General features: G+C 69.5%; 14 protein-coding genes. 11 read left to right on the top strand and 3 right to left on the bottom strand.

The annotated features are described in order from the left end of the window. Positions 1–112: 112 nt before the first annotated feature. Complete coding sequence (gene pyk / locus PGN23_RS04560) at positions 113–1,603, bottom strand: pyruvate kinase (protein ID WP_335301644.1); 1,491 nt, start codon at positions 1,601–1,603, stop codon at positions 113–115. An 81-nt stretch (positions 1,604–1,684) separates the two neighbouring features. Here pyk and PGN23_RS04555 point away from each other — a divergent pair, with 81 nt between their 5' ends. Beyond that, complete coding sequence (locus PGN23_RS04555; RefSeq protein WP_335301643.1) at positions 1,685–1,975, top strand: DUF1244 domain-containing protein; 291 nt, start codon at positions 1,685–1,687, stop codon at positions 1,973–1,975. Positions 1,976–1,979: 4 nt separating this feature from the next. Here the strand turns inward: PGN23_RS04555 and phhA are convergent, their stop codons facing one another. After that, entirely contained in the window at positions 1,980–2,837 is an 858-nt protein-coding gene (gene phhA / locus PGN23_RS04550) for a phenylalanine 4-monooxygenase (protein ID WP_335301642.1), read from the bottom strand. 101 nt (positions 2,838–2,938) lie between these two features. Here phhA and PGN23_RS04545 point away from each other — a divergent pair, with 101 nt between their 5' ends. Further along, positions 2,939–3,235: a putative quinol monooxygenase gene (locus tag PGN23_RS04545; protein WP_335301641.1), complete on the top strand. Its 297-nt coding sequence runs from the start codon at positions 2,939–2,941 to the stop codon at positions 3,233–3,235. 16 nt (positions 3,236–3,251) lie between these two features. On the opposite strand, the gene PGN23_RS04540 is transcribed toward PGN23_RS04545, so the two are convergent. Further along, positions 3,252–3,998, bottom strand: a complete 747-nt coding sequence (locus tag PGN23_RS04540; protein WP_335301640.1) for a glycoside hydrolase family 16 protein — start codon at positions 3,996–3,998, stop codon at positions 3,252–3,254. 322 nt (positions 3,999–4,320) lie between these two features. On the opposite strand from PGN23_RS04540, the gene PGN23_RS04535 reads away from it, so the two are divergent. From PGN23_RS04535 to PGN23_RS04495, 9 genes are all read left to right on the top strand, one after another. Beyond that, positions 4,321–6,624 (top strand): TonB-dependent receptor, encoded by a 2,304-nt coding sequence (locus PGN23_RS04535; RefSeq protein WP_335301639.1) that lies wholly within the window; start codon positions 4,321–4,323, stop codon positions 6,622–6,624. 2 nt (positions 6,625–6,626) lie between these two features. Beyond that, a complete protein-coding gene (locus PGN23_RS04530; protein WP_335301638.1) occupies positions 6,627–7,844 on the top strand; it encodes a cytochrome P450 in 1,218 nt (405 codons plus the stop codon). Positions 7,845–7,864: 20 nt separating this feature from the next. Next, positions 7,865–8,713, top strand: coding sequence for an AraC family transcriptional regulator (locus PGN23_RS04525; RefSeq protein ID WP_335301637.1), 849 nt, complete (start codon positions 7,865–7,867; stop codon positions 8,711–8,713). A gap of 15 nt (positions 8,714–8,728) precedes the next feature. Continuing rightward, positions 8,729–9,850 (top strand): NAD(P)-dependent alcohol dehydrogenase, encoded by a 1,122-nt coding sequence (locus tag PGN23_RS04520; RefSeq protein ID WP_335301636.1) that lies wholly within the window; start codon positions 8,729–8,731, stop codon positions 9,848–9,850. 346 nt (positions 9,851–10,196) lie between these two features. Then, positions 10,197–11,531, top strand: coding sequence for an ABC1 kinase family protein (locus tag PGN23_RS04515; RefSeq protein WP_335301635.1), 1,335 nt, complete (start codon positions 10,197–10,199; stop codon positions 11,529–11,531). Next, positions 11,528–12,541: an MBL fold metallo-hydrolase gene (locus PGN23_RS04510; protein WP_335301634.1), complete on the top strand. Its 1,014-nt coding sequence runs from the start codon at positions 11,528–11,530 to the stop codon at positions 12,539–12,541. The genes PGN23_RS04515 and PGN23_RS04510 overlap by 4 nt, the downstream gene beginning before the upstream one ends. 22 nt (positions 12,542–12,563) lie before the next feature. Continuing rightward, positions 12,564–13,055 carry a nucleoside deaminase gene (locus PGN23_RS04505; protein WP_335301633.1) on the top strand — a complete coding sequence of 164 codons (492 nt, stop codon included), beginning with the start codon at positions 12,564–12,566 and terminating at the stop codon, positions 13,053–13,055. 104 nt (positions 13,056–13,159) lie between these two features. Then, positions 13,160–14,791, top strand: coding sequence for a histidine kinase famiy protein (locus PGN23_RS04500; RefSeq protein ID WP_335301632.1), 1,632 nt, complete (start codon positions 13,160–13,162; stop codon positions 14,789–14,791). Positions 14,792–14,811: 20 nt separating this feature from the next. Next, positions 14,812–14,976 carry a hypothetical protein gene (locus tag PGN23_RS04495; protein ID WP_335301631.1) on the top strand — a complete coding sequence of 55 codons (165 nt, stop codon included), beginning with the start codon at positions 14,812–14,814 and terminating at the stop codon, positions 14,974–14,976. Positions 14,977–15,022: the final 46 nt, after the last annotated feature.

Here is a 15,022-nt window from a genome sequence, read left to right as displayed (position 1 = left end):
ACCCCGGACGTGTTCGAGACCTCTGCAAAAGGCTACACCGTGCTCCCGCGCATCTCAACATCGGCATCGCACCGCGCTGGATGCCGGGACGAGACCGGCATGACAGGGGGGCTTACCCCGCGTCCGGCCCCTTGTAGCTCTTCAGCTCGTCGCCGATGATCCGCACCACGTGCAGCACGTTGGTCGATCCCGGCGTGCGGAACGGGACGCCCGCCATCACGATCACGCTGTCGCCCGCCTTCACGATTCCCTGACGCAGCGCGATCCGCTTCGCCTTGGCGACCATTTCCTCGAACGATCCGACGTCCCGCGTGGACACGTTGTGCGTCCCCCACAACAGCCCCAGCCGCCGCGCGGTGTCCGGATTGGGCGTCAGCACCAGGATCGGCACCGCGGGCCGCTCGCGCGCGATGCGCCGCGCGGTCGAGCCGGAGGTGGTGAAGCAGATGATCGCGGAGGCTGATACCGTCGCGGCGATATTCTTCGCCGCCTCCGCCAGCGCGTCCGCGGTGGTCGGGTCGGGGCGCGTCACGGTGAAATGGATACGGTCGCCGTGCGCGGGGTCGCGCTCCACCGCGTCGCCGATCGCGTTCATCATCGCCACCGACTCGACCGGCCACGCCCCCGCCGCGCTCTCCGCCGACAGCATGATCGCATCCGCTCCGTCGTAGATGGCGGTGGCGACGTCGGACACCTCGGCACGCGTCGGCGAGGGCGACTGGATCATCGATTCCAGCATCTGCGTCGCGACAACCACCGGGCGCCCCATCTTGCGCGCGGTCTCGACGATGCGCTTCTGGAGCGGCGGCACCGACTGCGGCGGCAGTTCGACGCCCAGGTCGCCGCGCGCCACCATCACGCCGTCGCACAGCTCGACGATCTCCTCCAGCCGCTCGATCGCGGCGGGCTTCTCGATCTTCGCCATCAGCGCCGCGTGCCCCTGGATCAGCCGGCGCGCCTCCGCCAGATCCTCGGGACGCTGGACGAACGACAGCGCGATCCAGTCCACCTGCTGCTCGATCGCGAAGGCGAGGTCGGAGCGATCCTTGTCGGTCAGCGCCGCCATCGGCACGACGACGTCGGGGACGTTCAGCCCCTTGTTGTCGCTTAGCGCGCCGCCGACCTCGACATTGGTCACGATGCGCTCGGCGTCGTGATCCGTCACGCGCAGCACCAGCTTGCCGTCGTCCAGCAGCAGCCGCGCGCCCGGCTCGATCGCGGCGAAGATCTCGCGATGCGGCAGGCGTACGCGCGTCGCATCGCCCGGTGTCTGGTCGTGGTCCAGCACGAAGGTGCTGCCCGTCTCCAGCACCGTGCGCCCGCCCGCGAAACGGCCGACGCGCAGCTTCGGCCCCTGCAGGTCGGCGAGGATCGTCGTCGGCCGGCCGAAGCGCGTCTCCATGTCGCGGATCGCGCGGATCACCTCCACCTTCGACGCCTGATCGCCGTGGCTCATGTTGACGCGGAAGGCATCCGCCCCGGCCTGGAACAGCGTCGCGATCATCTCGGGCGTGCTGCTGGCGGGGCCGAGCGTCGCGAGCACGCGCACCTTGCGCGACCGCGGGAGGATCGTGTTCGCATCGAGCGTCGGGATGTGGGTCATGCGCGTTCCTGCTTTGCCGCCCGCGCTCTAGCGGTTAACGCGCCGGGATCAACCTCGATCAGGCTATTTGGAGACGTTTGCATGGACCCGCTCGACACCGTCCCGGACGCCGCGGCGGCGGCCGCCTTCCGCCGGCTGGTGCGCCATCTGCGCCACCGCAGCGATGCCCAGAACGTCGATCTGATGGGGCTCGCCGGCTTCTGCCGCAACTGCCTGTCGGACTGGACGGCAGAGGCCGCGGACATCGACAGGGACGCCGCGCGCGAGGCGATCTACGGCATGCCCTATGCCGAGTGGAAAGCGGCGCACCAGCAGGAGGCGACGCCGGAACAGCTCGCCCGCATGGCCGACAGCGTGAAGAGGAACGCCTGACGCCTCACCCCGCGGCGCGCGCGCGCGCCTGCGTGCCGCGGGTATAGACGCGGTCCTCGGGCAGGATCGTCTCGATTTCGATGTCGGGCTGGTCCGTCATCGCCGCGTACAGCGGCGCGAAGTCGGTGTTCAGCGTCTGGTCGAGCAGGTCGTCGAAGCTGTCGATGACGAAGTAATTCTGCTGGAAGTCGTCGATCCGGTATTTCGTGCGCATCACCCGCTGCAGGTCGAACGCGATCCGGTTGGGCGACGGGTCCTGCAGCGCGAACACGGATTCGGTGTAGGACGAGACGATGCCGGCGCCATACAGCTTCAGCGCGTCGCCGGAGCGCACCAGCCCGAACTCGACCGTGTACCAATAGAGCCGCGACAAGCGCCCGATCGCGCCCATCGCCGCCGCGCGCTGCCCGCCGCGGCCATAGGCCTGCATGTAATCGGCGAACACCGGGTTGGTCAGCAGCGGCACGTGGCCGAACACGTCGTGGAAGACGTCCGGCTCCTCCAGATAGTCGAGCTGATCGGGGCGGCGGATGAAATTGCCCGAGACGAAGCGGCGGTTGGCGAGATGGTCGAAGAAGACGTCGTCGGGCACCAGCCCGGGCACCGCCACCACCTGCCACCCGGTCGCCTTCATCAGCCGGTCGGACAGTTCCTCGAAATCGGGGATGCCCGGCTTCGACAGCCGCAGCACGTCGAGCCCCTCCAGGAACTCGGGCGTCACCCGACCGGGGAGCAGCCGCGCCTGCCGCTCGAACAGCGTGTCCCAGGTCGCATGTTCCTCGGCCGTGTAGCGGTCCCAGCCCTGCGGGATCGTCCAGTCGGCGGCGGCGCCCTCGGGCGGGTTGAGCAGATCGGTGGCCATGGCGCGAGGATAGCGCAGGATAGTATGAAATGAAACTTTCGCGCGCGCTTGCCTCCGCTCCGGCGACGCCGCACAGCGGGGGATCGCAAAAGGAGAGCCGCATGTCCGTGAAAGTGATCGCCTTCGTCAGCGTGAAGGAAGGCCGGGAAGAGGCGTTCGAGGCCGCCGCGCGCACCTGCGTTGCCGCATCGCGCGCGGAGCCCGGCGTGCTCCATTACGACCTGTGGCGCGAGGCCGAGGGTGAGCGTCGCTACGTCTTCAACGAGCTCTACGCCGATCAGGCCGCGGTGCAGGCGCACATGACGTCGGACCATTTCAAGGCGTTCGGCCTCGCGGCGCGCGATCTGGCCGCCGCGCGCCCGACGATCATCGCGACGCAGCCGGTCGACGTCGCCTAGGCGCGAGCATCAGGCCTTATTGCTCCGGCCACACCGTCACGCGTCGGACGAGCATCTGTTCGCGCGTGACACCGGGCTTGCCCGCCCAGCTGCCGCCCATCGCCAGGTTGAAGATCAGGTACATCGGCCGCGTATAGTCGGACGGGGTGCGCGCCGAATGCGTCAGCTTGCGATCGATGTAGAAGCTGAGCGTGTCCTTGCGCCACAACACGCCATAGGTATGCCAGCCGCGCTGGCACGGCACGCGCGTGTTGCGGCTGACGCCGCCGCCGGGGGCCGCGATGCTGTGAAACGTCTGGTAGATCCTGCCGTCGCCGACCGCCTCCAGAACGTCGATCTCGCCATGTTGCGGCCAGACGAACGACGCCTCCGCCGGGATCATCCACAGGGCCGGCCAGGCGCCCTTCGTGCAGACGGGCACGTTGGCGTCGAACTCGAAATAGCCGCGCAACTGGCTGAAGCTGAACTTGGTGGAGGCGTACCCGCTGCGCCACTTGCCGTCCGCGCCCTTGATCGCGGTGACCGCGAGATAATGCGCCGTGCGGCGGAAGGCGGTGTCGACCGGCTGGGTGGCATTGCCGAACATCGTCGTCGACCCGCTCTTCTCGATCGTGCGCCAGCGGTGCAGCGGCCAGGATGTGGCGGACGCATCCGGGCCCGCGTCCCATGTCACGAAATTCTCGCTGAACGTCGCGGCATGTTTCGGCACGATCGTCCTGGGTGCCGACGCAGCGATCGCCTGCGCCGCCAGTAGTGAAAGCATCGGAAGGTCCCCACCCCCGGCGGCATCGTCACCGCCGCGACCTCTATGTGATGCAACGATGACATCGACCATCCGCTGGCCGCCCGCCGCCGCACGGCTTCCCGCCGATTCCCCACGCTTCGGCGCATTCGTGATCGTAATCGCGCGATAGCAACGACTTGCCGCCCATTCCGCCGCGCGCCTACGTCGTCCGCCGTCGCCGCGCAGCGCAAGAAACGTCAAAAAGCAGGGCAAGGCGATGTAACGCCCGTCGCCCGGCCCTGCGCTACAGCCGGGGTATGAAAAGGGGCCGTCTCAGCGCCTCGACATCAAGGAGAGGGCCATGAGCGCCAGGATCACCGCCGTCCTGCTGGCAGGGGTATCGTTTGCATGTCCTGCGGTCGCGCATGCCCAGTCCGCGGACCCGCTCCCCGCCACGGCCCCCTCCCCCGACACCTCCGCCGCCCCCGTCACCGCGACCGCCGCGCCGCAGGAGACGGGCGTGGCCGGCGATGGCGACGGCGACATCGTCGTCACCGCGCAGCGCCGCGAGCAATCGGTGCTGTCGGTGCCGATCGCCGTCTCCGCGATCGCGGGGAACACGCTCGCGACGAAGGGTATCAACAACTCGGCGAACCTCGCCGCGGCGGTGCCCAACCTCCAGATCAGCAGCCCCTACGGCAACACCCAGCCCAACTTCTCGCTGCGCGGCATCTCCGTCGCCAACGAATACAATTCGAACCAGGCCTCGCCGGTGGGCGTCTATATCGACGACATCTACCTCGCCAGCCGTACCGCGCACGGCATGGGGCTGTTCGATCTGGAGCGGGTCGAGGTGCTGCGCGGACCGCAGGGGACGCTCTTCGGCCGCAACACCACCGGCGGCGCGATCAACTTCATCACCAAGGCGCCCGCGCTGAACGGCAACAGCGGCTATGCCGAGGGCGGCTACGGCAATTTCGACACCTATACCGCGCAGGCCGCGATCGAGACGACGATGGTCGAGAACCAGCTCGGCCTGCGCATCTCGGGCAATTACGCGCAGGGCGACGGGCAGATCGACAACGTCTTCCCCGGCGGCCGCGACGCCAATTCGCAGAACACGCTTCAGGGCCGCGCCGTGCTGCGCATCCGCCCGGGCGACGGCCCGCTCGACATCAGGCTGAAGGTCTATGGCGGGCGCGACCGCGGCACGCAGGCGGCGGTCCACGGGCTCCAGCCGTTCCGCACCGGGCTCGGCTTCTTCCAGACCAATGAGAACCGCATCGGCCTGAACCGGACCGAGGCGTACGGCGCCTCCGCGACCATCGCCTACGAGCTGTCGCCGACGCTCACCTTCACCTCGATCACCTCGCGCGACGGCGGCGCGCAGAACCTGCAACAGGCCGCCGACGGCTCGCCGCTCGACGTGCTCGACATCAACTGGCGCTCGAATTTCCAGCAGTTCAGCGAGGAGGCGCGCGTCAACTATGCGGGCGACCGGCTGAAGCTGGTCGCGGGCGGCTTCTACGGCTGGGACCAGGTCACCACCGACAACACCTTCAACATCGGGCAGGCGCTCGGGCCTGGCGTCAACGGCGGCTTCTTCCAGCATTACCGCCAGACACGCCGTTCGTATGCGGTCTTCGCGCAGGGCGACTACGACCTGACCGAGAAGCTCGTCCTCACGCTGGGCGCGCGCTACACCTGGGATCGCAGTCGTTACAGCGACGGCTATGCCTATCTCTTCGCCGGCGATGTCGGCGGCGCGCAGACGCCGCTCGCCACCACCGTGCCGTGCGCGGGCGTGCCCGGCACCTGCCCCTACGATCCGGCCGCGCGCTTCGCGCTCGACGGCCGCAACAACGCGCTGACCGGGCGCGTCTCGCTCGCCTATACGTTCGACGGCGGGACATTGGTCTATGCGAGCTACAATCGCGGCTATCGCTCGGGCGCGTTCAACGGCGGCGGCTACACCTCGTCGGCGGGGATCAACTATATCGCGCCGGAACGGGTCAACGCCTATGAGGTCGGCGTGAAGGGGCGCTATTTCGACAATGCGCTGACGCTGACCGCCGCCGGCTTCTACTACGATTACAGCAACCAGCAGGTGCAGGACACGCGCCCCGGCCCGGTGTCGTTCCTGGTCAACGCACCCAAGGCGGAGGTGTACGGCGCCGAGGGTGAGGCGCGGCTGCGCGTGTCGCCCGCCATCACGCTGACCGCGGCGGCCGGCTATCTGCATGCCCAGTACAAGGAGCTGACGCTCCAGAACACGGTGCTCAACGGCAACGATTTGCCCTTCGCCCCCCGCTTCACCGCGCAGGGCGGGGTCGACCTGACGCTGTTCAGGAACGGCACCGACGGGCTGACGGTATCGCCCAGCGTCGCCTATTTCTTGCGCCAGTATTTCTCGCCCTTCAACACCGTCAACGCCGTCGGCACCGCGCAGCAGAACAGCGAACTGCAGCAGGAGGGCTATGCGAAGGTCAACCTGACCGCCGCGCTGACGACCGGGCGGATCACGTTCAAGGCGTTCGCCAACAACCTCTTCAACGCGCGCACCTACGCTTACGGCCTCGACCTGCGCGGCGCGGGCTTCCCGTACAACTTCCTCGTCCCCTCGACGCCGCGCACCTATGGCGGTTCGATCCGGGTGGCGTTCTGACCATGACCGTCGATCTGAAGGACCCCGCGCTCTACGAGGCCGGGGTCCCGTGGGACACGTTCGCCGCGCTGCGCCGCGACGATCCGGTCCATTGGAACCCGGAGAGCGACGGCGCGGGCTTCTGGGCGGTGACGCGCCACGCCGACATCGTCGAGGTATCGCGCCAGCCGCAGCTGTTTTCCTCCGCGCACGAGAACGGCGGCCACCGCATCTTCAACGAGAACGAGGTCGGGCTGACCGGCGCGGGCGAGTCCGCGATCGGCATCCCCTTCATCTCGCGCGATCCGCCGATCCACACCCGCTACCGCAGGTTCGTCATGCCCGCGCTGTCCCCGGTGCGGCTCGACGGGATCGAGGCGCGCATCCGCGAGCGCGTCGCCGCGCTGATCGCCGACATCCCGCCGGGCGAGCCGATCGACCTCGTCCCGGCGCTATCGGCGCCCCTGCCGCTGATGACGCTGGCGGAGCTGCTCGGCGTCTCGATCGACCTGTGGCCGAAGCTGTACGACTGGACCAACGCCTTCGTCGGGGAGGACGATCCCGAATTCCGCCAGAGCCCGGAGGCGATGGCGGCGACGCTGGGCGAGTTCTTCGCCTTTGCGCAAGGGCTGTTCGAGGCGCGCCGCGCCGAGCCCAGCGGCGACATCGCCTCGCTCCTCGCCAATGCCGAGATCGACGGCGTGCCCGTGCCGTTCGGCGATTTCGTCGGCAACCTGATCCTGGTGCTGGTCGGCGGCAACGAGACGACGCGCAATTCGCTCAGCCACGGGGTCGCCGCCTTCGCCGCGCATCCCGACCAATGGAATGCGATCCGCGCCGACCGCGACCTGTTGAAGACCGCCGCTCCCGAGATCGTCCGCTATGCCAGCCCCGTCATGCACATGCGCCGCACCGCGACGCAGGACACGACCATCGGCGGGCGTCCCGTGGCGAAGGGCGACAAGGTCGTGCTGTGGTATATCGCCGCCAATCGCGACGAGGCGGTCTTCCCCGATGCCGACCGCTTCGACGTGCGGCGACGGGGGGCGCAGCATGTCGGCTTCGGCGCCGGCCAGCACGTCTGCGTCGGCTCGCGGCTGGCGGAGATGCAGCTGCGCATCGCCTTCGACATGCTGGCCGAGCGTGTTACATCCTTCGCGGTGCAAGCGCCGCCGCGACGCTTCCGGTCGAACTTCATCAACGGCCTGAAGAACCTCGACGTCATCCTGCGGCCTGCATGATGAGAGGAGGGCTGCCCGCGATGCCGACCAACGAGACGATCATCGCCAAGACGATCGGGCGCGCCCCCGATCGCAGCGTGAACATCGGCGCGTGGCAGTTCGCGCGCTGGCGCCAGTTCATCGGCAGCTACGAGCTGCCCGCGCTGGTCGATCCCGTTTTCGTCGTCCATGTCGGCGGAAAGCCCGATACCCGGCTGTGGCAGGCCGATCACTGGAGCAGCGAGCGCTCGGTGCCCGGCTGCGCCACGATCGTGCCGGCCGATGTCAGCACCGGCTGGCGGATCGACGGCGAGCTCGACGTGGTCACCGTTTCCGTGCCGCTGGCCGAGCTGCGCCGGGCGAGTGCGGTCGAGCAGTTCCAGGCGATGCGCTTCGCCTTCGCCGACCCGCTGGGCATCGCGCTCACGCGGCAGATTCTGGGCGAGCTTTACGCCGCCCCGACGAACGAACGCGAGGCCTATATCAGTACCCTGCTCGACGCGCTGCGCGCGCACACGTTACGCGGCAGCATGGGCCCGACCGAGGCGCCGATCCCCAGCGCGGACGCGTCGGCCTATCGCATCCATCAGATCATGAACGAGATTCTGGCGCGTCCGGAGGCGGAACACAGCCTGGAGGCGCTCGCGCGGCAGGCCGAACTGACGCCGTCGCACTTCTGCCGCGTGTTCAAGAAGGCGACCGGCACCACCCCGCACCAATATGTCATGAAGGCGCGGCTCGACCGTGCGCAGGAACTGCTCGGCGGGTCGGACTTGCCGATCGCCGCGATCGCCGACCAGCTGGGGTTCACCAGCCAGAGCCATTTCACCCGCGCCTTCCGCCAATATGCCGGCCAGACCCCGAGCGGCTGGCGCCAGACGATCCAGTAGAGGAACCTACCCGCCATGCAGACCACCGCCGCCGTCGCCCGCCAGCCGCAGGGCGACTTTTCGATCGAGACGGTGGAGGTGGAGGCGCCCCGCGCGGGTGAGGTGCAGGTGCGGATCGCGGGCGTCGGGCTGTGCCACACCGATCTCATCTTCCGCGACCAGTTCGCGCCCTACCCCCTCCCCGCGGTGCTGGGCCACGAGGGCGCGGGCACGATCGCGGCGGTCGGCGAGGGGGTCGAGGGGCTGGCGGTCGGCGACCGCGTCGTGCTCGGCTTCTCCAGCTGCGGCCATTGCGAGCGCTGTGCCGAGCATCTGCCCAGCTATTGCCGCGACTTCCCCCCGCTCAACTATGCCGGGATGCGGCTGGAGGACGGGTCGAAGGCATTTGCCGGCCAGGACAAGGATGGCGGCGATGAGGCGATCTCGTCGCACTTCTTCGGCCAGTCCAGCTTCGCCGCCGACACCATCGTGCGGGCGCGCAACGTCGTGAAGGTGACCGACGACGACGCCCCGCTCGACATCCTCGGCCCGCTCGGCTGCGGGTTCCAGACCGGCGCGGGCGGCGTGATGCGCTCGCTGGCGTGTCATGCCGGTTCGTCGATCGCAATCGTCGGGGGTGGCCCGGTCGGCCTGGCCGCCGTCATGGGCGCGGCGCTGCGCGAATGCGCGACGATCATCCTGGTCGAGCCGGTCGCGGCCCGCCGCGACCTCGCGATGGAACTGGGCGCGACCCATGTGATCGATCCCGCCGCGGGCGACGTGACCGACGCGATCCGCGCGATCCTGCCCGGCGGCACCGATTTCGCGTTCGACACCAGCGGCCGCGTCCCCGCGATCGAGGCCGCGCTGGCCGCGCTCGCCCCGCGCGGGATGCTGGGGCTGGTCGGCGTACCCCACCGCGCGGACGAGGCGCTGTCGATCAACATCGCGGGCATGATTACCTATGGCCAGCGCGTCATCGGCATCATGGAGGGCGACAGCGATCCGCAGACCTTCATCCCCGAGCTGATCGCCGCCCACCGCGCCGGCCGCTTCCCCTTCGACCGGCTGGTGACGACCTTCCCGCTGGCGGACATCAACGCAGCGATCGCGGCACAGGCGCGCGGCGATTGCGTGAAGGTCGTGCTGGTTCCTTGAACGGGAATGCCTTCTTCGTCATACCGGGCCTGTCCCGGCACCCCGATTCATTCGAACTGAAGCACTTCCCGGCGAAGGCGGGACCTTTGCAAAAGGCTACACCGTGCTCCTGCGTAGGCAGGAGCCCAGGGTTGCAGGTCCCATAAGGCGTTGATGTGCTGGCCCCTGGGCTCCTACCTGCGCAGGAGCACGGCGTGGATTCGATGCCGTTGCGCCCGTTTTCGCAAAAGCCCCGCCTTCGCCGGGGAGGCGTATAGCGTCGGTTCGTGAAACCCTGGACCCCGGGACAAGCCCGGGGTGACGACGGTGAGCGGGAACCCTCCCCCGCCCGCCGCGCTGTCGCGCCATGACCGACGACACTCACCGCCACCGCCCCGTCCCCAGCGGTCGCCTCGCGCGCATCGGCGGCTTCGGGCGGCTCGCCGGCGGGGTGGCGGGCGGGATGCTGGCGGAGGGCGCGCGCCGTCTCGCCGCGGGGGAGCGCCCGCGGGTCAGCGATCTCGTCCTCACCCCGGCCAACGCCACGCGCGTCGCCGACCGGCTCTCGCACCTGCGCGGCGCCGCGATGAAGCTGGGGCAGATGATCTCGATGGACGCGGGCGACCTGCTGCCCGCGGAGCTGTCGGCGATCCTCGCACGGCTGCGCGACCAGGCCTATCGCATGCCGCCGCGGCAGCTCGATGGCGTACTGCGCGCCGAATGGGGTGCGGACTGGCGCCGCCGCTTCCGGCATTTCGAGGCGTCGCCGATCGCCGCCGCGTCGATCGGTCAGGTCCACCGCGCCACGCTGCCCGACGGGCGGCAGCTGGCGATCAAGGTGCAATATCCCGGCGTCGCCGACAGCATCGGCTCCGACGTCGACAATGTCGCGACGCTGCTGCGCGTCTCGGGCCTGCTGCCGCCCGGGCTCGATCTCGCGCCGCTGCTGGGCGAGGCCAAGCGCCAGCTCGCGGAGGAGGCCGATTATGTGCGCGAGGGCGGGCAGATGCGCCGTTACCGCGAGCGGCTGGCGGGCGATCCCCGCTATGTCGTGCCCGCGCTGGAGGAAGCGCTGACCACCCGCCGCGTGCTGGCCATGGACTTCCTCCCCGGCCAGCCGATCGAGGCGCTCGCCGACGCACCGCAGGACGCGCGCGACACCGCGATGACATCGCTCGTCACGCTGGTGCTGCGCGAGCTGTTCGACTTCGGGATGATGCAGACCGATCCCAATTTCGCCAATTACCGCTGGCAGCCGGACACCGGCGCGCTGGTCCTGCTCGATTTCGGTGCCGCGCGCGACGTACCCGCCGACACCGCCGCCGCCTATCGCCGCCTGATCGAGGCGGGGCTCGACCGCGACCGCGACCGCATCCGCGAGGTCGCGGTGGAGACCGGCTTCGTCGGCGCCGCCGCCGCCACCGCGCACCGCGCCGCGATCGACCGCATCATCGCCGCGATCGACGACGCGCTCAACCGCCCCGGTCCGTTCGACTTCGGCGACCGCGCCTTCGTGCCGGTGGTGCGCGAGGAAGCGCAGCCGATGATCGCCGATCGCGCCACGTGGCACGTGCCCCATGTCGAGACCCTGTTCGTCCAGCGCAAGGTGAGCGGCACCGCGCTGCTCGCCGCGCGGCTGAAGGCGCGCGTCGACGTCCGCGGGCTTGCCGCCGCGGCGATCGGGCGCGACGCTCCGGCATGACCCGCAACCGCTACTATCAGGGGCCGCCGAGCGACCATTTCGACGGCGAGCGATTCTCCAATCCCGGGCTGCCGCCCGCCGGCAACCTGTCGCTGGGCGCGGTGCTGAAGTGGCGGCTGTCGGGGAGCGCCGCGCGCTGGCCCCGGTCGGTCCCGGTCGACACGGCGCGGCCCGACGCGCGCGTCGCGGGCATCCGCGTGACCATGGTCGGCCACGCCTCGCTGCTGGTACAGGCCGCCGGCGTCAACATCCTGACCGATCCGGTCTGGTCGCCGCGTGTCAGCCCGTTCCGCCATATCGGCCCGAAGCGCGTGACCGCCCCCGGCATCGCCTTCGACGACCTGCCGCCGATCGACGCGGTGGTGCTCAGCCACGGCCATTACGACCATCTCGACATCGACACGCTGCGCCGGCTGCACGCGCGCGACGCGCCGCTGATGGCGATGCCGCTCGGCAACGACACGATCGTCCGCCAGGGGGTCGCCGGCGCGCGCTGCGTCGCGGGCGACTGGTGGGCGCGCATCGCGCTCGCCGAGGGCGTGACGTCGACGCTGACCCCCGCCTGTCACTGGTCCAACCGCTGGCCCGGCGACGCGCGGATGATGCTGTGGGCCGGGCATTGGCTCGACAGCCCCGCGGGCTCGGTCTGGTTCGTCGGCGACACCGGCTATGGCGACGGCCGCATCTTCGCGCAGGTTCGCGACCGGCTGGGCGCGCCCGATGTCGCGCTGATCCCGATCGGCGCCTACGAACCGCGCGCGCTGATGACCGCGCAGCACGTCGATCCGGCGGAGGCGGTGCGCATCTTCCGCGATGTCGGCGCGGCGCGCGCGCTCGGCATCCACTGGGGCACGTTCCAGCTGACCGACGAACCGCGCGAGGCGCCGCGCGACGACCTGGCGCATGCGCTCGCGGCGGACGGCATCCCCGCGCAACGCTTCGTCGCGGCGGAGGTCGGCCACGCCTACGACCTCGCGCCGCCGCCGGGGACCCCGCCCGGGACATTGTGACGCGCTGCTTCGTTGGGGCCGGATGACGAACGACGACGAACGCTGGATGCGCGAGGCGATCGCGATCGCCCGGTCCGGGGGCTCCGACCCCGCCTCCTCTCCGCTGGGGAGCGTGATCGTCCTCGACGGCCGCGTGATCGCGGGCGAGCGCAACCAGACCGAGGAACTGCCCGACGCCACCGCCCATGCGGAGATGATGGCGATTCGACGCGCGTGCGAGGGGATCGGCGAGCAGGAACTGCGCGGTGCGACGCTCTATTCCACGCTCCAGCCGTGCGGCATGTGCACCATGGCGTCGATCTGGTCGAAGGTCGGCCGCGTCGTCTACGGCGCCGGACGCGACGACGTGCACGAGATGTATTTCGAGGCACGCCACGTCGATACGCTCGCCTTCATCGCCGACGCCTACCGCGACGATATCGTGATCGAGGGCGGCTGCCTGCGCGACGAATGCGCGTCGCTCTATTATCCCCCCGATGCCGACCTGCCGCAGGAGGAACAGGCGAACCTCTGACGCCACGCCCCGCCTTGGTTTGCGGGAACCAACGCCCCCGACATCCGTTACGGGGTGACGGCAGGGGCTTTGCGCTGACGCCTCACTCCAGCGCACGGACCTGCATGCCCGACGAGACGAGCGAAACCTCCCGCGGCGGTCCGCCGCCGCATCTCGCCGGCATCGTCAATCACGACATGGGCGACGACCAGAACACGATCTTCTTCGCCGCGGTGAAGACGACGCGCATGCCGATGATCGTCACCGATCCCAATCGCCCCGACAATCCGATCGTCTTCGCCAACCCCGCCTTCATCACGATGACCGGCTATGGCTGGGACGAGCTCGTCGGGAACAACTGCCGCCTGTTGCAGGGCCCCGATACCGACCGCGAAACCGTCGCGGAGGTACGCCGCGCGATCGAGCAGCGCCGCGAAACCTCGGTCGAGATCCTCAATTACAAGAAGAACGGCGCCGCCTTCTGGAACGCGCTGTTCATCTCGCCGGTCTACGACGCCGACGACCGGCTGATCTATTTCTTCGCCTCGCAGCTCGACGTGACGCGGCGCCGCGATGCGGAGGAGGCACTGCGCCAGGCGCAGAAGATGGAGGCCGTCGGCCAGCTGACCGGCGGGGTGGCGCACGATTTCAACAATCTGCTCACCGTCATCCAGGGGTTCGGGGACATCGTCCTCAACAATCTGGAACGGGACGACGACGCCTTCGACCGCCGCCGCGCGGCGCGCTCGATGCGCGCGATCCTCCAGGCCGCGGAGCGCGGCGCCACGCTGACGCAGCAGCTGCTCGCCTTCTCGCGCAAGCAGAAGCTGTCGGGCCGCGTCGTCAATCTGGTCGACCTGGTCGATCATCTGCGCCCGCTGATCGAGCGGACCGCGGGCGGCGCGGTGACGATCGACATCCGCAAGGGGCCGGCCACCTGCAATGCGCGGATCGACCCGACGCAGGCGGAACTGGCGATCATCAACATCCTGCTCAACGCACGCGACGCGATGCCCGACGGCGGGACGGTGACGATCGATATCGACAACCACCATGTCGCGCCGGGTGCCCCCGGTTCGGGCGAGATGGAGCCCGGCGACTATGTCGCGATGACCATCACCGACGCCGGGACCGGCATGTCGCCCGAAATCCTGGCGCGCGTGACGGAGCCGTTCTTCACCACGAAGGATCAGGGCAAGGGCACCGGGCTCGGGCTGTCGATGGTCTATGGCTTCATGAAGCAGTCGGGCGGCGCGCTGCGGCTGGAATCGGAGGTCGGGCGCGGCACGACCGTGACCATGCTGTTCCCGTGCGAGAATGCGCGCGTCGACGCCGAGGCGACCACCGCCGCGCGCGCGCTCCCCGACAAGCGCGGGACCGAGACGGTGCTGGTGGTCGAGGATCAGGCCGACGTCGGCGATTATGCCGAGGCGGTGCTGACCGAATTCGGCTATGACGTGGTGCGCGCCGACAACGCCGATGCCGCGCTGGCGGTGCTCGACGGCGACGCCTCGATCGACCTGCTGTTCAGCGACCTCATCATGCCCGGCGGCATGAACGGCGTCATGCTGGCGCGCGAGGTGAAGCGGCGGCGGCCGCGCATCCGCGTGCTGCTGACCACCGGCTATGCCGAAAGCTCGATCGAGCGCGTCGACGCGCGCGGCGCGGAGTTCGAGCTGATCCAGAAACCGTACCGCCGCACCGACCTCGCCACCAAGGTGCGACAGGTGATCGACGGGCCGACCGGCGTCGGCTGATCTTGCAAGGAGAGCGAGCAATGGAAGATTATTACCGCGAACAGGCCGCCTCGTGCGCGCGCGACGCCGAAGCCGCGACGCTCGTCCATGTGCGCGATCGCTGCCGTCGATCGGAATCGGCGTGGCTGGCGATGGCCGACCGCGCGGCGCGCACCGCCCGCTTCCGGGAGGCGAATGCGGGCTGATCCCGGACCGGACGGCCGCGGTCGCCTTGGTTGCCGCGACCGCGGC

The organism is Sphingomonas adhaesiva (assembly GCF_036946125.1).
GTDB classification, from domain to species: domain Bacteria; phylum Pseudomonadota; class Alphaproteobacteria; order Sphingomonadales; family Sphingomonadaceae; genus Sphingomonas; species Sphingomonas adhaesiva_A.
This window is presented reverse-complemented; position numbering and strand designations above follow the sequence as displayed.